Raw genomic sequence first — 19,263 nt, 5'->3', positions numbered from 1 at the left:
TAGGCTCGACGGTCGTGGATGCACTGTTCGAGGTCGTGGTCTTCCTGGCCATCGCGACCTTCGGCGCGGCGCTGGCCCGCCGGCTCGGCCTGCTGGCACCGATCCTGCTGGTGGTGCTCGGCCTCGCCTTGTCCTTCCTGCCGTTCTTCCCGCACGTGCGGCTGGACCCGGACCTGGTGCTGGTGGGCATCCTGCCGCCGCTGCTCTACGTGGCGGCGCTGGAGACGTCCGTACCGGCGTTCCGGCTCAACCTGCGGCCGATCCTGCTGCTCGCCGTCGGGCTGGTTGTCTTCACCGCGTTCGTGGTGGGCACCGTCGTGCACTGGTTCCTGCCCGAGCTGCCGTACGCGATCTGCCTGGCGCTCGGCGCGGTGGTGGCGCCGCCGGACGCGGTCGCCGCCACCGCGGTGGCCCGCCGGGTCGGACTGCCCCGCCGGGTCGTCACCATCCTGGAGGGCGAGAGCCTGGTGAACGACGCCACCGCGCTGGTGCTGCTGCGGGTGGCGATCGTCGCCGCGACAGCCACCACCGGCGGCGTCGGCGTCGGCGCGGTGGCCCGGGAGGTGGTCGTCGCGGCCGGTGGCGGCATCCTGGTCGGTCTGCTGGGCGTGGTGGTCTTCGGCTACCTGCACAAGCGCATCACCGACCCGGTTCTGGACAACGCGCTGTCGCTGATCGTGCCGTTCGCCGTGGTCTTCGCCGCCGAGGAGATCCACGCCTCCGGTGTGGTCGCCGTGGTGGTGACCGGCCTCGGCATCGGGCACCGGCTGCCCACGCTGCTGTCGGCCGCCTCCCGCCTCCAGGTGACCGCGTTCTGGCGGCTCATCCGGTTCCTGCTGGAAGGGCTGGTGTTCCTGCTGGTCGGCCTGCAACTGCCGGAGGTGGTACGCGACCTCGACGAGCCGATCGGCTCGCTGGCCGCGATCACCGCCGGGGTGCTGGCCGCGGTCTTCCTGTCCCGGTTCGCCTGGGTGTTCCCGGCCACCTACCTGGCCCGCCTCGTGCCCCGGATCCGCCGGCGCGACCCGGCGCCGCCGGTGCAGTTTCCCGTCGTCGTCGGCTGGGCCGGCATGCGGGGCGTGGTGACGCTGGCAGCCGCGCTGGGCCTGCCGCTCACCCTCGCCGGCGACACGCCGTACCCGCGTGCGCTGCTCATCTGGCTGGCCTTCGCGGTGATCGTCGCGACGCTGGTCGGCCAGGGCGCCACGCTGCCCTGGCTGGCCCGGCGGCTGCGGCTGCCCCCGGACGACCCGGTGCAGGACGCGCTGTCCGCCGCCGGGGTGCAGCAACGGGCCAGCCGGGCCGCCCGGGAACGCCTCGACGAGCTGGCCGCCGGCGCGCCGGAGGCGGTGGTGGAACGCCTGCGCGGGCTGACCACCTCCCGCGCCAACCTGGCCTGGGAACGGCTCGGCGGCACGGAACGGGAGACCCCGTCCCAGGCGTACGCCCGCCTGCGGCAGGAGATGATCGACGCCGAGCGGGAGGTGTTCCGGGCTGCCCGCGACTCCGGCCGGATCCCGGAGGAGGTGCTCACCCGCGCCTATCGTGACCTGGATCTGGAGGAGTCCCTGCTGCGACAGGAGGTCGTTGAATGAGTTGCGAGCACCTGGCCGAGGCCGGTACGGCCGAACCCGGCACCACCACCGAGTGCCCCGACTGCGTGGCGATCGGCAACCCGGACTGGGTGCACCTGCGCGCCTGCCTGACCTGCGGGCACGTGGGCTGCTGCGACTCGTCGCCGTACCAGCACGCCACGAAGCACTTCGAGTCGAGCGGGCACCCGGTGATGCGGTCGGTCCAGCCAGGGGAGTCGTGGCGTTGGTGCTTCGTGGACGAGGAGATCGGCTGACTCAGCCGACCCGGCGCTCCAGCACCTGCCCGGTCCACGTCGGGCGGCCCGGCCGCTCCACGGTGAACGGTTCGGTGGCGGTGAACCCGCAGCTCTCGTAGAACCGCACGAGCGCCCGGTCGGGGCTGCGGAAGCAGTCCACCCGCAGCAGGCCGACACCGCGCTCGCGGGCCAGCTCCGCCGCGTACTCCAGCAACCGCGCCCCGACCCCGCGCCCCGCGTACGCCCGGTCGGTGACCAGCAGGTTCACGTACAGCTCAGGCCCGGTGGCCGGCGGCACATACTCGGTGGCCGCACCCACCACGAGCGCGCCCACCACAGTCGCGTCGATCTCGGCGAGGTACAGCCCGTCCCCGGCGGCCCACGCGTCGGCCTGGGCGATGCGACGCGGGTCGATCGACGCCGGCTCGCTGCCCCACTGGTCGGTACGCCCGAGTTCCGTCAGCCAGGCGGTGGCGCTGTCGAGCAGCCGCAGCAGCGTGGGGGCGTCGCCGGGTCCACCCGGGCGGATCGTGATGCTCTGCCGGTCGGTCATCCCGCCATGCTGCTACACCGCGCTCAGCCGGGCACGCCGGCGGGTCGCCTCGCGGGCGCGGCCCGGCTCGCCACCGCGCGGCGGGTCAGCGCCGGGGCGGTCAGCCCGGCGGCGGCGAAGATCCCGCCGAGCACCAGCCAGCCGACCGGACCGCCGCCGAGCACCAGCAGCGTGAGCAGGCCCCGGCCGAGCGCCTGGGCCAGCCCGGCGACCAGGCCGTCCGCGCCCTGGTAGGCGCCGATCGCACCCGGTGGGGCCAGGTCGTAGGCGAGGCCCGCGCCGGCCGCGCCGTGCCACAGGTCGCCCACCGTCCACACCGCGGTCGCGACGAGCAGCAGGACGACCGCCGGGAGCACCGGCAGGACGCCCGTCACGGCGTAGAGCGGTGTCGCCGCGGCGAGCACCAGCCCGGCCCGGCGCAGCTTCCGGGCGGCCGGGGCGGCACGCTCCGCGCCCCGGCTCAGCCGTACCGCGAGCAGCACGGTGAGGACCGTGTTGACGAGCAGCACCGCCGACACCACAGGCGGTGGCGCGCCGGCCCGGTCCACCATCCACAGTGGCACGACGAGCACGAGCACCGTCACGTGCGTGCTCAGCACCGCCGACGCGCCGCTGACCGCGAGGAACCGTCCGTCCCGTAGCGGCCCGCCGCGTCGCAGCCGATTGCCGCGCTTCAGGGTGCCGGGCGTGCGTCGCGCGCCGTCGGCGGCCGGCTGCGGCGGCAGGCGCAGCAGCAGCGCCGCCGAGAGCAGGTAGGTGGCCGCGTTGCCGACGATCAGCACCTGGTACGCCCGGTGCGTGTCCACGGCGAGGGCGATCCCGGCCAGCGCGGTACCGACGGTGATGCCGAGGTTCGCCACCGCGCGCAGCGTGGCGAAGGCGTGCACCCGGCCGTCCGGGCCGCCCACCGCGGCGACGAGCGCCGCCCGTACCGCCAGGTTGCCGGCCGCGAGCAGCGCCTCCGGCACCGCCACCGCCAGGAACACCGGGAACGAGCCGACCATCAGGTACGCCAGCGCGACGACCGCCTGGCCCACCTGGAGGGCGGCCCGGAGCGTACGCGGATCCCACCTGTCGGCCAGCCCGCCCAGCGGCACGCTCGCGCTCAGCCCGATCAGCCCGGCGACGGTGAGCCCGGCACCCACCGAGGTCGCGGAGAGCCCCACGTCCCGGGTCAGGTAGAGCGCCCCGCCCGCCAGCCACAGCCCTGCGCCGACGGTGTTGGCCAGCGTGGCGTACGCGAGCGTGCGCAGCGGCCCGGGCGGCGGGAGCGGCGAGACGCGCCCCATCAGCGGGGTCCGGCGAGGGCCATGGGGTCGACGCTAGGACTGTTCCGGTCGGCCCGGAGCCCCGCTCGGGGCGACGCCTGTCACACCGCGAGCCCAGCGGGGCGTCGCCGGCGCTGGTCGCCGCCGGAACACCCGGAGCACGACACGGGAAATCCGCTCGCCCGCCGGTCCCCGCTCTGCCAGGGTCGGCGCCGTGGAGCGCAGCAGGATCGCCCGGGCCGACGAGTTGACCGAGGTGCAGCGGATCGAGGTGGCCTCCGGTGCCCCGTTCCGGGAGATCGGCATGACCCTGGTGGCCGACATGCCGCCGCTGCCGGTGGAGGCGCTGGCCGCCGGGCAGCGCGCCGGCCGGCTGTGGGTGGCGACCGACCCGGCCGACCGGCCGATCGCGTTCGTGCTGGCCGACGTGGTCGACGGCGCGGCGCACGTGCAGCAGCTCAGCGTCGACCCGGCGTACGCGCGGCGTGGCATCGGGCGGCGTCTGCTCGACCGGGTGGCGGGGTGGGCGTCGTCGCAGGGGTTGCCGGCGTTGACGCTGACCACGTTCCGCTCGGTGCCGTGGAACGGGCCCTACTACGTGCGGTGCGGATTCCGCGAGCTGCGCGGGACGGAGCTGACCGCGGGCCTGATCGAGCTGCTGGCCGCCGAGGCGGCACTGGGCCTCGACCCGGCCGAGCGGATCGCGATGCGCCGCCCCGTCCCCCGCACGGGGGCCGGGAGCGGTCAACCGGTCGACCGGGACCGCGTCCCGTGCCACGATCGCGCGGTGTCCGCCCCCGTGAACACCCTGCTGCGCCGGCAGTTCGACCTGACCTGGGCGCTCGCCGAGTACCACCTCGACCGGCTGGAGCCGGCGGACTTCCTCTGGGAGCCGGGCGGACTCTGCTGGACCATGCGTCCCGGCCCGGACGGCGGGTGGCGTCCCGACTGGGCCGACACCGAGCCGGACCCGGTCCCGGTGCCCACGATCGCGTGGCTGAGCTGGCACATCGGCTGGTGGTGGTCGGTCGCCGCCGACCACGTGCGGCAGCGACCGGCGCGGGAACGCGACGACATCCGGTGGCCCGGGCCGGGCGACGACACGGTCGCCTGGCTGCGGGAGCTGCGGGCGGAGTGGACGGACGTGCTGGACGGGCTGACCGCGGCCGACCTGGATCGGCCGGCCGCGTACCCCTGGCCCGCCGACGCGGGGCTCACCGTCGCGCACCTCGCCGGCTGGGTGAACGCCGAGCTGATGAAGAACGTGGCCGAGATCGGGCAGCTCCGGCTGCTGCGGGCGGCGGGGCGGCCGGCCTGAGCCGGGCCGTGCTCAGTGCGCGCCGCCGAGGTTGAGCACCACCACCCCGGCGATGACCAGCCCAGCCCCGACCACCTTCGCCACGCTCAGCGGCTCACCCAGGAACGCCGCGCCGATCGCCATGATGGCGGCGGTGCCGAGGCCGGACCAGACCGCGTACGCGACGCCGACCGGGATGTCCTTCACGGCCAGCGAGAGCAGCCCGAACGCGGACAGGTACGCCACGGCGAGGCCGAGCGTCGGCCAGAGGCGGGTGAAGCCGTCGGTGGCCTTGAGCAGACTGGTGCCGATCACCTCGGCGGTGATCGCGCCGAGCAGGAACAGGTACGCCATCGCAGGACCGTACCCGGTCCTGCGATGGCGCCCGATCCGCCCGGTCAGGAGACCGTGCAGGCCTTTCCGTTCAGCGTGACCAGCCCGGGGTCGGGATTGGGGCCGGGGGAGGAGACGCCGTTGAAGCCGAACGTGGTGCTGGCGCCGGGCGCCAGCTTCGCGTTCCACGACAGGTTCTTCGCGGTGACGGTGGCGCCGCTCTGGCCGACCTGCGCCGACCACGACTGGCTCACCTTCTGGCCGCTGAGGAAGGCCCAGCGCAGGGTCCAGCCGTTCACCGCCTTCGTGCCGGTGTTGCGCACCGTCACCTGGGTGGTGAAGCCGGACGGCCAGCTCCCGTGGGTGGTGTAGGTGACCGCGCAGGACGGCGCCGGCACCGCGCCGGCGTCACCCTGGTCGGCCAGGAACGACGCCAGCCAGGCCAGCGCCGAGTTCCAGTTGATCGCCACCTCGTTCGTCGCGTACGAGTTGATGTCGTCGACGTAGCAGAACATCGGCGCGCATCCGGCGAGCAGGTTCGCCGCGAACGGGTCCTGGAGCGCGGCGTTCGGGCCACCGGCGAGCGAACCGGCCGGCGGGCGCGGCAGGTCCGGGTTCAACTGGTGGGCGAAGATGCGGCTGTGCTGGTTGCGGGCGTGCTGCTCGCCCCAGCCGGTCACGTACGACATGTTCAGCGCGTTGCGGCCGAACAGGTAGTCGGCGGCCTGCACCGCGCCGTCGCGGTACTTCGCGTCCCGGCTCAGGTCGAACGCGGTGGCCAGCACGATCGCGTTGTTCACCAGGTTGCTGTTGCTGCCCCAGACGTACGCGTCGGCGCTGCCCGGGAACGGCAGCCCGTACGCCTGGCCGGCGATGGTGGCCAGGTAGCTGTCGGCGGCGGCGGTGATGGACTCGCGGATGCGGGTCTTCTCGGCGGCGGGCAGCGTGTTCGGCACGGTGGCCAGGTCCAGGCGGCCCAGCGCGGCGACGCTCTGCCAGCCGAACGCGCCGTTCGCGGCGAACACGTCGGCGGTGTGCAGCGGCGAGCCGGTGACGTCGGCCAGGTATGCCTTGTCGCCGGTGGTCAGCCACAGCTCGACGGCGGCCCAGTAGAACTCGTCGCTGACGTTCGTGTCGTCGTACGCGCCGCCGCCGGTGCCGTCGGTGGCCGAGGCGTAGATCGCCGGGTGCGCCTTGGCTGCCGCGTACGCGGTCTTCGCGGCGGTGCCGCAGCGGGCGGCGAACGCGGCGTCGTACGGGGCGTACAGGCGCTGGCACTGCGCCGCGACGGCGGCGAGGTTCAGCGTGGCGGCGGTGGACGGCGCGTGCAGCTCGCGCGGCTGCGGGTCGTCCTGGGGCTGCAGCGGCAGGCCGGTCCAGTTCCGGTCGTGGATCTTGTGGTGGACCATCCCGGCCAGCGGCTTGCCGGCCGGGACCTGCATGCGGAGCAGGAACTCCACCTCCCAGCGGGCCTCGTCGAGCACGTCCGGCACGTCGTTGCCGCGCTCGGGCACCCGCAGCGTGGCGTCGCCCAGGGCGGCGCCGCCGTCGGCGGTCTCGGCGGTCTTGGTCCGCTCGAACGTGCTCAGCAGCTGGTAGGCGGCGATGCCGCCGTTGACGACGTACTTGCCGTGGTCGCCCGCGTCGTACCAGCCGCCGCGCACGTCCAGCGAGTAGTCGCAGACGCCGGCCTGGCACGGCACGTCGGTGTCACCCTGGTTGGGCTCGACGCCGAGGTGGCCGGCCGGGCGGGCGTACTCCTCGCCGATCAGGTCGCCGTCGATCTCGATGCCGCTGCGCTGGGCGTAGAAGAACTGCAGCGAGTCGGCGCGCAGCCGGTCGTAGAGCGCGCCGGAGATGTCGAACGGGTGGCTGGTCTCGCCGTCCACTGTGAGCGTGTAGCCGGTGCCCGGCGTGCGGTACGCGGAGAAGTCGACAGTCTGCACGTTCTGCGCCGAGGCGGCGTCGGTGCCGCGCGGAGCGGTCTGCCCGCTGGCGACCACCGAGCCGGCGGCCGACTTGAGCTGCCAGGGCAGCGCCTCGGTGGCCTCGGTGACCACAGTGGCGTGCTTCGGGCCGCCGGGCAGGTAGCCGACCTGGTTGACCCGGACCCGCGGACCGGTGTCCGGCTCGTACGGCGGCGCCGGCTCCCCGCCGCGCAGCGACACGTTGTCCAGGCAGAACGTCTGCGCCTGGGCGCTGCCGCCGACCTGGAAGATCAGCTGGGCGGTGGGGTTGTCGGCCGGCGAGGTGAAGGTGGTGGTGACGTGCTTCGCGGTGCCGGTGGCGGTCGCGTCGACGCTCGCGTACGTGGTGTAGGGGGCGCTGCCGAGCTGGAGCACCGCCTTGACGGCCGCGCCCGGGGTGGCGGAGACGTCGAAGGAGAGTTCGTACTCGGCGCCCTGGGTCAGCGGCACCGCGTCCTGGCCGATGCCGGCGTCCCACGGGTTGGCGGTGCCGGCGGCGACTGAGGTGCAGAGCCGGCCGTCGACGACAGCGAGGTCGCCGGTGCCGTACGAGAACCAGGGTGAGACACCGGCGCTGAAGTCGCCGTTGCGTAGTTGTTCGGGGGCGTCCGGCGGCACCTCGGCGCTCGCCGGGCCGGCGGTGAGGCCGGTGAGCGCCAGCGTGGTAGCCGCGATCGCGGCGAGCCGACGACGGGATCGGGTCACGGAGGTTCCTTCCGTGCTCGGGGGTGGTGGGGGAGACCGGGAACTGGGAGCGCTCCCAATATCAGCCCGATGTTTCCACCGCGTTCCGTCGCTGTCAATCGATCCGGCCCGATGAGCTGCCGCGCGCCCGCGCGCGGCGGGATTCCGCGCGCCACGTACGATGTCAGTGATCTCCTAGAGACATCCGAGCCCTAGACCTGGCAGGCTGCGACCCATGACCCTGAAGCTTCGTTCCGTCGGAGCGAGCGACCGTGGGCTGATCCGCAGCGGCAACCAGGACGCGCAGCACGCCGGCGCCTGGCTGGTGGCGGTCGCCGACGGCATGGGCGGCATGGCGGCGGGCGACCTGGCCAGCCGCATCGCCATCGACGCGATCGCCCCGCTGGACGTGGAGACGCCGGAGGACGCGCTCGTCGCCGCGCTCCAGGGCGGGATCGAGGTGGCCACCGCGCGGATCCGCCAGGCCGTCGAGGAGGATCCGGAACGCCAGGGCATGGGCACCACGCTCACCGCGTTGCTGTTCGCCCGCACCGGCAGCTGCCTGGCGGTGGCGCACGTCGGCGACTCCCGGGCCTACCTGTACCGCGAGGGCGTGCTCAAGCAGGTCACCCGCGACGACACGTTCGTGCAGATGCTCGTCGACCAGGGCGTCATCACCGCCGAGCAGGCCAGCAGCCACCCCCGGCGGGCAGTGGTGACCCAGGCGTTGCAGGGCGACGAGGTCTCCCCGTCGTACGCCACGATGGTGCCCCGGGCCGGTGACCGCTGGCTGCTGTGCAGCGACGGCCTCTCCAACGTGGTCCGCGCGGACACGCTCACCGAGGTGCTCAGCGAGCAGCCGGAACGCGACGCCTGCGCGGCCCGGCTGATCGACCTGGCGCTGCGGGCCGGCGGCCCGGACAACATCACCGTCGTGATCGCCGACGTGGTCGAGGAGTAGCAGCCCTCACCGCCGGCGCGGGCTGGCCCGGCGGGTCGGCTCGGCGGTGGTCGGGTCCTCCGGCCACGGATGGCGCGGGTAGCGTCCGCGCAGCTCCGCCCGTACCTGCGGGTATCCGGTGCGCCAGAACGACGCCAGGTCGGCGGTGACCGCCACCGGCCGTCCGGCGGGGGAGAGCAGGTGCAGCAGCACCGGCACCCGCCCGTCGGCGACGCGTGGCACGTCCCGCCAGCCGAACGTCTCCTGGAGCTTCACCGCCAACACCGGGGCGGCCGGATCGGCGTAGTCGACCCGGATCCGCGAGCCGCTGGGCACCGCGAGCCGCTCCGGGGCCAGCTCGTCCAGCCGCGCCGCCTGCCGCCAGTCCAGCAGCCGCCGCAGCGCCGTCGCCACGTCCGCCCGGCCGAGGTCGGCCCGGCGGTGGGCGCGGGCCAGCTCCGGGCCGAGCCAGACGGGCGCGCCGGCGAGCAGCGCCGCGTCGGTGACGTCCGGCCAGTCGTCGCCGAGCGCCTGGCGGCAGAACGCCAGCCGCTGGCGCAGCCCGGTTGCCTCCGGCGTCCAGCGCAGCAGGCCCGTCCCCTCCTGCCGCAGCCCGTCCAGCAGCGCCGCCGCGACCAGCTCCGGCTCCGGCGCGGTCAGCGGCCGGTCGACCAGTTCGACGGCACCGAGCCGCACCACCTCCCGGGCCACCACGTCCCCGCCGGACCAGGTCACCTCCCGTCCGGAGCGCAGCAGCGCCGTACCGGCCTCCCGGGCGGTCGCCTCGTCGATCGGCGCGGCCAGCCGCACCCGGGCGGACGGCGCGCCGGGGGAACGGTCGGCCACCGCGACGGCCAGCCACGCCGCTCCGGCCAGCCCCGACCCGGGCGCCAGCTCCGCGGCGGTCCCGCCGGCCATCAGGTACGCGGACCCGCCCGGCCGCCGTGCCCGGGCCAGCCGTTCCGGGTACGCCAGCCCGGCGAGCAGCCCCGCGGCCAGATCGTCGGGCAGGCGCTCCCGCTCGTCGCCGGCCGACGGTTCGCCGCTCCCGCTGCGGTGCGGCGTCGATCCGGCCGGGGTGCCGGCGGGGTTCCGGTCGGCGGGCAGGGCGGCGCGCAGGCGGCGTACCTCGGTGCGCCAGCGCGCGGTGGCGCCCGGATCGGTGCCGTCGCGCAGCCGGCGCCAGCGTGCGGGCAGGTCGTCTCCCGTCCCGCCCAGCGTGTCCTCGCCGAGGATCGCCACCACCTGGGCGGCCCGGTCGGCACCGACCCGGGGCGCGCCGTCCAGCAGCGCCCGCGCCAGCCGGGGATGCGTGCCCGCCGCCGCGACCGCCCGTCCCCGCGCGGTGATCCGGCCGTCGTGGTCCACCGCGCCGAGCGTGGTCAGCGTCTCCCGCGCCACCGTGAGCGCGGCCGGCGGCGGTGGGTCGGGCAGCGCCAGCCCGGTGCCGTCCGGTGTGCCCCAGGCCGCCAGCTCCAGCGCGAACCCGGTCAGGTCGGCGGTGGCGATCTCCGGTTCGGGCTGCGGGGCGAGCCGCTCGTGCGCCGCCTCCGACCAGCAGCGGTAGACAGCGCCGGGCGCCTCCCGTCCGGCCCGGCCGGCGCGCTGGGTGGCCCCGGCCCGCGACACCGGCACCGTCACCAGCGCGCCCAGCCCTCGGGCCAGGTCGGTGCGGGGCACCCGGCTCAGTCCGGCGTCCACCACCACCCGGACGCCGGGGACGGTCAGGCTGCTCTCCGCCACCGCCGTCGCGAGCACCACGCGCCGTCCGGCAGCAGGGGTGAGCGCCGCGTCCTGGGCGGGCCCGGGCAGCCGTCCGTGCAACGGCAGCACCGCGATGTCGCGGAGATCGGCCAGGCGGCGCGCGACGGCGCCGATCTCACCGGCGCCGGGCAGGAAGACGAGCACGTCACCGTCGCGTTCACGTAGCGCCCGGCGGACCGTGGCGGCCACGTGGTCGAGCAGTGCCGGGTCGACCCGGCCGGCGCCGGGCGGCGTCACCGGGCGCGGTGGCGGCGCCCACACCCGCTCGACCGGGTGCAGCGCCGCCTCGGCGCGTACCACGGGAGCGGGGTCGCCGGCGCCGAGCAGCGCGGCGAACCGGTCGGTCTGCGGGGTGGCCGACATCGCCAGCAGCCACAGGTCGGGGCGCAGCGTCGCCCGGGCCTCGACGCTGAACGCCAGCGCCAGGTCGGCGTCGAGGTGCCGTTCGTGGCACTCGTCGAGCAGCACCGCGGCCACGCCCGGCAGCTCCGGGTCGTGGTGCAGGCGGCGGACCAGCAGGCCGGTGGTGACCACCTCCACCCGGGTACGCGGCCCGGTCCGGCGCTCACCGCGCACCGCGTACCCGATCCGGTCGCCGACCCGCTCGCCGAGCAGGGCGGCCATCCGGTGCGCGGCGGCGCGGGCGGCCACCCGCCGGGGCTGGGCGATCACCACGCGGCCGGTGACCGCGTCGGCGACCGCGAGCGGCGCGGTGGTGGTCTTGCCGGTGCCCGGCGGCGCCACCAGGACTGCGGCGCCCCGCTCGCGCAGCGCGTCGACGAGCGCCGGCAGGACCGGGCGGACCGGCAGGTCGAGCGGGATGTCGGCGAGCACTGACCCACTCTCGCACCGCACCGCTGGACGGTCCGCGCTGCCCCCGGGAACGCGGAACGGCCCGGCCGGCGCACCGCCGACCGGGCCGGGTGGCCGCGACGCCGGGTCCGCCGACCCGGCCGCCGCCCCCTTGCTAGTACGTTCCGTCGAGCTGACCGCGCAGCTTGGTCAGCGCCCGGGCCAGCAGGCGGGACACGTGCATCTGCGAGACGCCGATCTGCTCGGCGATCTGCGACTGGGTCAGGTTGCCGTAGAAGCGCAGCGTGAGGATCTTCTGCTCGCGCTGGTCGAGCGTGGCGAGCGCCGGGCCGAGGGCGACCCGCATCTCGGCCAGCTCGAACTCGCCGTCCTCGCCGCCGAGCAGGTCGCCCAGCTCGGTGGCCCGCTCGCCGTCGCCGGTCGGGGTGGACAGCGACACCGCGTTGTAGGCGCGAGCGCCCTCCAGGCCCTCCAGGACCTCTTCCTCGGTGAGCTTGAGGTGGGCGGCGATGTCGGCGACAGTCGGCGAGCGGCCGAGCGTCTGGAGCAGCGTGCTGTTGGCGTCGGAGATCGCCAGCCGCAGCTCCTGGAGCCGGCGGGGCACCCGGATGTCCCAGGTGCGGTCGCGGAAGTGGCGCTTCAGCTCCCCGATGATGGTCGGGATGGCGTAGCCGGCGAAGTCGACGCCGCGCGACGGGTCGAACTTGTCGATCGCCTTGATCAGGCCGATGGCGGCGGTCTGCGCCAGGTCGTCGTTGGGTTCGCCCCGGCCGCTGTAGCGGTGGGCCAGGTGGTTCGCCAGCGGCAGCCACGCCTCGATGGCGCGGTCGCGCAGCGCGGGCCGGGACGGGTGGTCGGCGGGCAGCGCGGCCATCGCGGCGAGCAGGTCGGCGGCGCTGTCGGTGAGCGAGCGGGGGTCGAGCTTCGCGGAGCCGGCCGGCGTGGTCGCCGGGGCGCTCGTCGTGGGAGCGGTCATGGGTGGTCCTCCCTGCACCTCGTCCACGGAAGAAAAAAGACGTGACGCTTAGGTTTAGGTGTTGGTCCTACGTTTGGAAGCCACCATAGCCCGATCGTCCTGCGGAAATCTAGCCGAAAGTACGATGTACTTAAGGTGTAGGCGGGTGTGAACGGTGTGAAGCGGTTGATTCGGGTCTCACCAGGTACCGGCTCGCCGGGCCCGCAGCGGCCTGCCGTCCGGGTCGTAGACCAGCCGGTACGCGGGCAGCGCCCAGAGCCGCGTACGCCAGGGCAACCGCTCCGGGTGGTGCGGCCGCAACCGGCCCGGCGGGCGGGGACCGACGCGCCCGCCGGCGTGCCAGCGCTCCAGTTCCTCCGCCGTCGTGGTGATCGCCGCCACCGCGTCCGCCGGGTCCAGCAGGTCGTCGTCCTGCCCGCCGCCGGGATCGCGGTCCAGGTGCTCGCGCCACAGCCACAGCCGCAGGTCGCGGGCGAACACCCGGGCACCGTCGCCCAGCCCGGCCGGGTCGGCCGGCGTGCGGGTGTCGCGGGTGTCGTCGAGGACGGCGCAGGACAGCTCGCTGTCGTGCGTCCAGGACCGGCGGTTGAAGTTGTCGCTGCCCACGCTGGCCCAGACGTCGTCCACCACGCAGACCTTGGCGTGCACGTAGACCGGCGTGCCCTCGCGGTTCTCCACGTCGAAGACGTGCACCCGTTCCGGCGCGGCCCGGTGGCACAGCGACAGCGCCTGTTCCCGGCCCACCATGTTCGGCGGCAGCGCGAGCCGGCCGTCCACGTCCGGGTGCCGGGGCACGACCGCCACCAGGTGCAGGTCCGGGTGCTCCCGTAGCGCCTGCGCGAACAGCTCGGCCACCTCGGTCGACCAGAGGTACTGGTCCTCCAGGTAGATCAGTCGCCGGGCCCGGCGTACCGCCTTTGTGTAGCCGCGGGCCACCGTGCGCTCACCGTCCGGGGCGAATGAGTAGCGGGGCCGCACCGCCGGGTAGGTGCGCAGCACCTGCACGTGGTGCGGCCCGCACGGCGGCGGGTCGGCGGGCTGCGCGGGCAGCGGGTCCGGGCGCAGGTCGGAGCCGCGCAGCCGGTCCCGCAGGTACGCCGTCGGGTTCTCCGAGTCCAGCGGCATCGGGTCGGTCCACCGTTCCCGGAACGTGGTGTCCAGCGCGCCGACCACCGGCCCGCGCACCGCGAGCTGCACGTCGTGCCAGGGCGGCGTGGGGCCGTACCGGGGGGACATGCCGACAGGTTGCGGGTCGCCCGCGTGGTCGGCGTCGTCGCGGCGGCTGTGGCACAGGTCGATGCCGCCGGCAAAGGCGACGTCGCGACTCGGGTCGCCGGGGCGGCGCAGCACCACCAGCTTCTGGTGGTGCGAGCCGCCGCGCCGGACCCGCTGGTCGAGCAACACCTCGCCGCCGGCCGCGCGGATCGCCTCGCTGAGGTCGCGGTTCTCCGCCTCGCTGTAGGAGAGCGTGTCGAGGTGGGAGCGCCAGATCAGGCCCTTGACGATCACCCCGCGCTGGGCGGCCTGGGCGAACAGCTGCGCCACAGTCGGGCCGTCCGGGCGCATCCGCTCGTCCGGGTCGCCACGCCAGTCGGTGAAGAACAGGTGGTCGCCCGCCGACAACGACTCCACCTCGCTGACCAGGCGGTCAAAGTACGCGGCACCGTGAATCAGTGGCTCGGCGAGGTTTCCATCGGTCCAGGCGGGTAACTCAGACCTCGGGTTGGCGCGTTCCTGTGCGGTGAGGAACCAGTCCCGCAGAGTCACGTTCCACCCCCCGAGGTCGACGACGTCCTCACACGGTAGGACCCCCGGCAGGGCCCCGCACGTCGAGCAGCAGGTCGGCGTCGGCGCCGCGCGCCAGGGGTGCGCCGGACCCCTGGATCGCGAAACCGAGGAGGCACCGACATGCCCGCCGAGACGACGAACACCGTGACCGACCGCGACCAGGCGGTGGAGGGGGAGCGGGGTGCGCTGGTGGCGGTCCTGTTGATGGTGATCCTCGGAGTGGCCGGGATCTTCGCCGTCTCCTGAGGCCGCCGCCGGGGCGCCCCGGCGAACCGGGGCGCCCGGAGCGGGTCAGGGCCGGTCGCCCTGGCCGTCGCTGTGCGGCACCCGCCCGGTCGGGATCACCCCGAGCCGGCCGGCCTGGAAGTCCTCGACCGCCTGGATCAGCTCGGCCCGGGTGTTCATCACGAACGGGCCGTAGTGCGCCACCGGCTCGCGGATCGGCTGGCCGCCCATCAGATAGAGCTCCAGCGCCGGGGTGTTGGAGTCCTGCGTCGGGTCGGCGGTGATCCGCAGCGCCTCGCCCGGCCCGTGCACGGCGAGCTGGCCGAGGTGGATCGGCCGCCGGTCGGTGCCGACAGTGCCACGGCCGGCAAGCACGTACACCAGCGCGTTGAAGTCAGACCGCCACGGCAGGCTCAGCTCGGCGCCGGGCTGCAACGTGACGTGCGCGATGGTGATCGGCGTGTGCGTCGAGCCCGGGCCCCGGTGCCCGGCGACCTCCCCGGCGATGACCCGGATCAGGCCACCGCCGTCGGGCGTGGTCAGCAACGCCGACTCCCGGCCGCGGATGTCCTGGTAGCGGGGCGCGCTCATCTTGGCCACCCGGGGCAGGTTGACCCAGAGCTGGAGGCCGTGGAACAGCCCGCCGCTCATCACCAGGTGCTCCGGCGGCGCCTCGATGTGCAAAAGACCACTACCTGCCGTCATCCACTGGGTGTCGCCGTCGGTGATGGTGCCGCCGCCACCTGTCGAGTCCTGGTGGTCCATGATCCCGTCGATCATGTAGGTCACCGTCTCGAAGCCGCGGTGCGGGTGCCAGGAGGTGCCCTTCGGCTCGCCCGGCGCGTAGTCGACCTCGCCCATCTGGTCGAGGTGGATGAACGGGTCCAGCTCGGTCATCGGCACGCCGGCGAAGGCCCGGCGGACCGGGAAACCCTCGCCCTCGTACCCGCTGGGGGCGGTGGTGACCCGGCGGACCGAGCGGTATTCGGTGGCCTCGCCGAGCTTCGGCAGGCGGGGCAGGACGAGGACGTCGTCGACGGTGATCGCGGGCATCGCGGGGCTCCTTACTTGTCGGCCGGGGTGGACGACGCGGTGCGGTCGACGCGCAGGCGCCGGCCGAGCCGCTCGAAGACCCGGGTGAGGCAGGCGACCTCGGCGTCGTCGAGGTCGTCGATCAGGTGGGCGCGCACGGAGCGCAGGTGGTGCGGCGCGGCCTCGCGCAGGGCGAGCAGGCCGGCGGCGGTGAGGACGGCCTCGCTGCCGCGCCGGTCCGCCGGGCACGCCTCCTTCGCCACCAGGCCGCGCTTCTGCATCGTGGTGATCTGGTAGGTCAGCCGGCTCGGTGAGAACACCAGCCGGTCGGCCAGCTCACCCATGCGCAGCCGCTGGCCGGGCACCTCGGAGAGCAGCACCAGCACGTGGTAGTCGGCGAAGCTCAGGTCGCTGTCGGCGCGCAGGTCGTCCTCGAGCCGCGTGAACAGCCGCTGGCTCGACTCGATGTACGCACGCCAGCAGGCGATCCGCTCCGCGTCCAGGCTCTCCGTCATGGCTCCGAGAGTAGCACTATTTAAAATTTAAACAAGCGCCTCTGCCGCATGCGGCATCGTGCCTGATGCCGCCCTTCTTGAAAACTGAAGATAGGGTCGGGGGATGGACGATCTCGACCTGCTCGACTGGCGGGAGCGGGTGGCCCGGCTCTATCTGTCCGGCCTCGACCTGGCTGGGTTCCGGGCCGCGCGCGACGAGCTGTTCCGCACCCACCCCAGCAGCCCGGTGCCGCCCGCCGACCGGCCCGGCTTCACCGGGCTGCGCTGGTACCCGCCCGACCCGTCGGCAGTGGTCGAGGCGCCGCTGCGCGCCGCCTCCGGCGAGCTGCGCATCGACACCGGCGGCCCGGACGGGGTGGTCGCGTACCGGCGGGTCGCGGTCGCCGAGACGCCCTGGGGACCGCTGACGCTCTGGTGGATCGAGGCGTACGGGGGCGGGCTGTTCCTGCCGCTGCGCGACGGCACCTGCGGCGACGGCTCGTACGGCGGTGGCCGGTACCTCACCGACACGGTGAAGGGCACGTTCGGGCGGGGCCTGACCGTGCTGCCCGGCGGCCGGGTCCGGCTGGACGCCAACTATCTCTACAACCCGAGCTGCGCCTACGACGACAGGTGGGCGTGCCCGCTGGCCCCGCCGGAGAACCGGGTGGACGTGTCGCTGCGGGCGGGCGAGCGGGCGTACCACTGACGCGACGAGGGAGGACCCCGGCGGGGCCCTCCCTCGATGTCGCGTACCCGCGTCAGCGGGCGGTCGCGCCGGTCGGTGTCAGGTGCATCCGGCTGAGCAGCTGCTGGGCCTGACCGGCCAGATCCGCGTCCACAGTGACCGCGTACTGGGCGGCCCGCAGCGAACTGGCCGACGTGAAGTCACGCTTCCCACCGCTCATGGCGTGCGCGACGGCGCCGAACACGGCACCCCAGATCGCGCCGATCACCAGCCCGACCAGGATCACCGCCAGCCAGTTGCCGGCGGTGAAGATGCCGAACAGCAACCCGATGAACAAACCGAACCAGGCGCCGGTGCCGGCGCCCAACAGGGCTGCCCGGCCCGTGGTGAGCCGTCCCATCACGGTCTCCACGAGCGTGAGGTCCGTCCCGACGATCGAGGTACGTTCCACCGGGAACCGGTTGTCGGCGAGATAGTCCACCACGCGCTGGGCGGACGGATAGTCCGGGTACGAGCCGATCGTGACGGTCGCCGAACCGGCCTGTGGGCCGTGCCCGTCCCCGCTCGGCGGCGTCGGGCGACCGCCCGGGCCGGACGGGAGGTTGTCGCTGCCCGGCATTCCGGGTTGCCAGGCCGCGGTCGGAGTCGAGGGTCTGGTCATGAGCATCCTCCTTCGTCAACCCGCCGCGTTCCCGCCGCCGGGCAGCGGTAACGCGCCGGGCCGGACCGATGTGGCGAGGCATGCCGGTGCCCCGGGCCGGGTAGCCACACCCGTGCCGACCCGACACATCAGCGAGCACGGCTTCCTCGCCGACGGGCGCAGCGCGGCGCTTGTCGACAGCGACGGCTCGGTCAACTGGTGGTGCCCGCCCCGGTTCGACGCGCCGTCGGTGTTCGGGCGGCTGCTCGACGCCGACGCCGGGCACTGGAGCATCCGCCCGGAGGGCGCGGCCACCAGCAGCCGGTCGTACCTGGACGACACGCTGGTGCTGCGTACCGTCTTCACCACGGCGACCGGCACTGTCGCCGTCACCGACGCGCTGGCGCTGGAGCACGGCGCGCGGGGTCACGACATCGGGATGCGCTCGCCGCGGGTGCTCGTCCGGCTGGTCGAAGGGCTCACCGGCGAGGTGCCGATGCGTGTGGAATACGCGCCGCGATTCGAGTACGGCCGGGTCGGCGCCTACCTCACCGAGCACGACGGGGTGGTGGCCGCCACCGCCGGGGCCTGCCGCCTGGAGCTGCGCGCCGACGTCCCGCTGACCATCGCCGAGGGGGCCGCCGCCGGACGGTTCACCGCCCGCGCCGGCAGCGCTCACCGCTTCACCCTCGGGTACGCCCCGACGTACGCCGGGGGGCGACCGGCGCTGCCCGACGCCGCCGAGGTGGTGGCCGAGACGGTCGCCGGCTGGCGGTCCTGGTCGGCGCTGCACGACTACCAGGGCGAGTACCGCGACGAGGTGCGGCGCAGCGCGCTCGCCGTGCAGGGCATGACGTACGCGCCGAGCGGCGCCGTCGTCGCGGCGGCCACCACCTCGCTGCCGGAGAGGCTCGGCGGCGACCGCAACTACGACTACCGCTACGTGTGGCTGCGCGACTTCAGCCTCACGCTCCAGGCCCTCTGGCGGGCCGCCTGCCCGGACGAGGCGGACCGGCAGTTCACCTGGGTGGCGCGGGCGATGGGCCGGATCGGCGACGAACCGGTGCCGATCATGTACGGCGTCGAGGGGGAGCGGGACCTGACCGAGCACGACCTCGACCACCTGGCCGGGTACGAGCACAGCCGCCCGGTGCTGGTCGGCAACGACGCCTGGCGGCAGCGGCAGAACGACGTGCTGGGCGAGGTGCTCGACGCCGCCTGGCTGATGCGGTATTACCTCGATCCGATGTCACCAGAGGTCCGTGACCTGCTGCGGACGCTCGCCGACCAGGCCGAGCGCGGCTGGCACCGGCCCGACGCGGGGATGTGGGAGGGGCGTGGTCCGCAGCGGCACTACGTGTCGTCGAAGGTGGAGTGCTGGACCGCGCTGGACCGGGCGGTCCGGTTCGGCTCCCGCATCGGCGAGCCCGCCGACGTGGCGCGCTGGGCCGCCGCGCGCGACGAGATCCGGGCGGCCGTGCTCACCCACGGCTGGAACGAGCGCGTCGGTGCGTACACCGGGGCGTTCGGTGCCGACGACCTGGACGCCTCGGTGCTGGTCATGCCGCTGGTCGGTTTCCTGCCGGCGGACGATCCGCGGATGCGCGCCACGATGGACGTGCTGGAGCGGCGGCTGTCCCGCGACGGGCTGCTGCGCCGCTGGGACGGCGACCCGGCCGGGTTCGTGATCTGCTCGTTCTGGCTGGCCGCCTGCCTGGCCGAGGCGGGGGAGCTGGACCGGGCCCGGCGGCTGTTCGAGCGCCTCGCCGCCCGCACCAACGACCTCGGCCTCTACGCCGAGCAGATCGACCAGGACACCGGCGAGCAGGTGGGCAACTTCCCGCAGGCGTACTCGCACATCGGCCTGATCATCGCCGCCGGCCGCATCACCGACGCCGCCGCCCGCGCCCCCTCCGCCCGCCACCCCGCTACCGCTTCGCGTCGATCATGAGGTTGACGGCGAAGTCGAT

Annotated in this window: 17 protein-coding genes; 7 read left to right on the top strand and 10 right to left on the bottom strand. The window is 74.5% G+C overall.

Annotated features, from left to right (window positions below):
* Positions 1–14 precede the first annotated feature (14 nt).
* Together ACGFIA_RS18685 and ACGFIA_RS18680 are read left to right on the top strand one after the other, a co-directional pair.
* Complete coding sequence (locus tag ACGFIA_RS18685) at positions 15–1,595, top strand: Na+/H+ antiporter (RefSeq protein ID WP_357477561.1); 1,581 nt, start codon at positions 15–17, stop codon at positions 1,593–1,595.
* Entirely contained in the window at positions 1,592–1,849 is a 258-nt protein-coding gene (locus ACGFIA_RS18680; protein WP_357386997.1) for a UBP-type zinc finger domain-containing protein, read from the top strand. The genes ACGFIA_RS18685 and ACGFIA_RS18680 overlap by 4 nt, the downstream gene beginning before the upstream one ends.
* A 1-nt stretch (position 1,850) precedes the next feature.
* On the opposite strand, the gene ACGFIA_RS18675 is transcribed toward ACGFIA_RS18680, so the two are convergent.
* Together ACGFIA_RS18675 and ACGFIA_RS18670 are read right to left on the bottom strand one after the other, a co-directional pair.
* Positions 1,851–2,384, bottom strand: a complete 534-nt coding sequence (locus tag ACGFIA_RS18675) for a GNAT family N-acetyltransferase (protein ID WP_357386999.1) — start codon at positions 2,382–2,384, stop codon at positions 1,851–1,853.
* 23 nt (positions 2,385–2,407) lie between these two features.
* Positions 2,408–3,673 (bottom strand): MFS transporter, encoded by a 1,266-nt coding sequence (locus tag ACGFIA_RS18670; RefSeq protein ID WP_393261078.1) that lies wholly within the window; start codon positions 3,671–3,673, stop codon positions 2,408–2,410.
* 193 nt (positions 3,674–3,866) lie between these two features.
* On the opposite strand from ACGFIA_RS18670, the gene ACGFIA_RS18665 reads away from it, so the two are divergent.
* Positions 3,867–4,970 carry a GNAT family N-acetyltransferase gene (locus ACGFIA_RS18665; RefSeq protein WP_357477567.1) on the top strand — a complete coding sequence of 368 codons (1,104 nt, stop codon included), beginning with the start codon at positions 3,867–3,869 and terminating at the stop codon, positions 4,968–4,970.
* Between the two features lie 12 nt (positions 4,971–4,982).
* Here ACGFIA_RS18665 and ACGFIA_RS18660 read toward each other — a convergent pair whose 3' ends face one another.
* Together ACGFIA_RS18660 and ACGFIA_RS18655 are read right to left on the bottom strand one after the other, a co-directional pair.
* Positions 4,983–5,303 (bottom strand): multidrug efflux SMR transporter, encoded by a 321-nt coding sequence (locus tag ACGFIA_RS18660; protein WP_069089914.1) that lies wholly within the window; start codon positions 5,301–5,303, stop codon positions 4,983–4,985.
* A gap of 44 nt (positions 5,304–5,347) precedes the next feature.
* Positions 5,348–7,954, bottom strand: a complete 2,607-nt coding sequence (locus tag ACGFIA_RS18655) for a glycoside hydrolase family 9 protein (protein WP_357469293.1) — start codon at positions 7,952–7,954, stop codon at positions 5,348–5,350.
* A 214-nt stretch (positions 7,955–8,168) separates the two neighbouring features.
* Here ACGFIA_RS18655 and ACGFIA_RS18650 point away from each other — a divergent pair, with 214 nt between their 5' ends.
* Positions 8,169–8,894 (top strand): protein phosphatase 2C domain-containing protein, encoded by a 726-nt coding sequence (locus ACGFIA_RS18650; protein ID WP_357387007.1) that lies wholly within the window; start codon positions 8,169–8,171, stop codon positions 8,892–8,894.
* Between the two features lie 6 nt (positions 8,895–8,900).
* Here the strand turns inward: ACGFIA_RS18650 and hrpB are convergent, their stop codons facing one another.
* The 3 genes from hrpB to ACGFIA_RS18635 form a co-directional block, all read right to left on the bottom strand.
* A complete protein-coding gene (gene hrpB / locus ACGFIA_RS18645) occupies positions 8,901–11,471 on the bottom strand; it encodes an ATP-dependent helicase HrpB (RefSeq protein WP_357469290.1) in 2,571 nt (856 codons plus the stop codon).
* 133 nt (positions 11,472–11,604) lie between these two features.
* Positions 11,605–12,426, bottom strand: a complete 822-nt coding sequence (locus ACGFIA_RS18640; protein WP_357387011.1) for a SigB/SigF/SigG family RNA polymerase sigma factor — start codon at positions 12,424–12,426, stop codon at positions 11,605–11,607.
* Positions 12,427–12,603: 177 nt separating this feature from the next.
* A complete protein-coding gene (locus ACGFIA_RS18635; protein ID WP_357387013.1) occupies positions 12,604–14,193 on the bottom strand; it encodes a phospholipase D-like domain-containing protein in 1,590 nt (529 codons plus the stop codon).
* A gap of 141 nt (positions 14,194–14,334) precedes the next feature.
* Between ACGFIA_RS18635 and ACGFIA_RS18630 the strand changes: the two genes are divergently transcribed.
* Positions 14,335–14,460 carry a hypothetical protein gene (locus tag ACGFIA_RS18630; protein WP_013285371.1) on the top strand — a complete coding sequence of 42 codons (126 nt, stop codon included), beginning with the start codon at positions 14,335–14,337 and terminating at the stop codon, positions 14,458–14,460.
* 45 nt (positions 14,461–14,505) lie between these two features.
* Here ACGFIA_RS18630 and ACGFIA_RS18625 read toward each other — a convergent pair whose 3' ends face one another.
* Complete coding sequence (locus ACGFIA_RS18625) at positions 14,506–15,492, bottom strand: pirin family protein (protein ID WP_357387015.1); 987 nt, start codon at positions 15,490–15,492, stop codon at positions 14,506–14,508.
* An 11-nt stretch (positions 15,493–15,503) separates the two neighbouring features.
* The gene (locus tag ACGFIA_RS18620; RefSeq protein WP_393261071.1) at positions 15,504–15,986 is read right to left on the bottom strand and encodes a MarR family winged helix-turn-helix transcriptional regulator; all 483 of its coding nucleotides are present in this window, start codon (positions 15,984–15,986) and stop codon (positions 15,504–15,506) included.
* A 103-nt stretch (positions 15,987–16,089) separates the two neighbouring features.
* Between ACGFIA_RS18620 and ACGFIA_RS18615 the strand changes: the two genes are divergently transcribed.
* Entirely contained in the window at positions 16,090–16,674 is a 585-nt protein-coding gene (locus ACGFIA_RS18615; protein ID WP_357387019.1) for a DUF1684 domain-containing protein, read from the top strand.
* A gap of 52 nt (positions 16,675–16,726) precedes the next feature.
* On the opposite strand, the gene ACGFIA_RS18610 is transcribed toward ACGFIA_RS18615, so the two are convergent.
* Positions 16,727–17,314 (bottom strand): general stress protein, encoded by a 588-nt coding sequence (locus ACGFIA_RS18610; RefSeq protein ID WP_393261067.1) that lies wholly within the window; start codon positions 17,312–17,314, stop codon positions 16,727–16,729.
* Positions 17,315–17,426: 112 nt separating this feature from the next.
* Between ACGFIA_RS18610 and ACGFIA_RS18605 the strand changes: the two genes are divergently transcribed.
* Complete coding sequence (locus ACGFIA_RS18605; protein ID WP_357387142.1) at positions 17,427–19,244, top strand: glycoside hydrolase family 15 protein; 1,818 nt, start codon at positions 17,427–17,429, stop codon at positions 19,242–19,244.
* The last annotated feature ends 19 nt before the right edge of the window (positions 19,245–19,263 follow it).

The organism is Micromonospora sp. NPDC049203 (assembly GCF_043197215.1).
Taxonomy (GTDB): domain Bacteria; phylum Actinomycetota; class Actinomycetes; order Mycobacteriales; family Micromonosporaceae; genus Micromonospora.
This window is presented reverse-complemented; position numbering and strand designations above follow the sequence as displayed.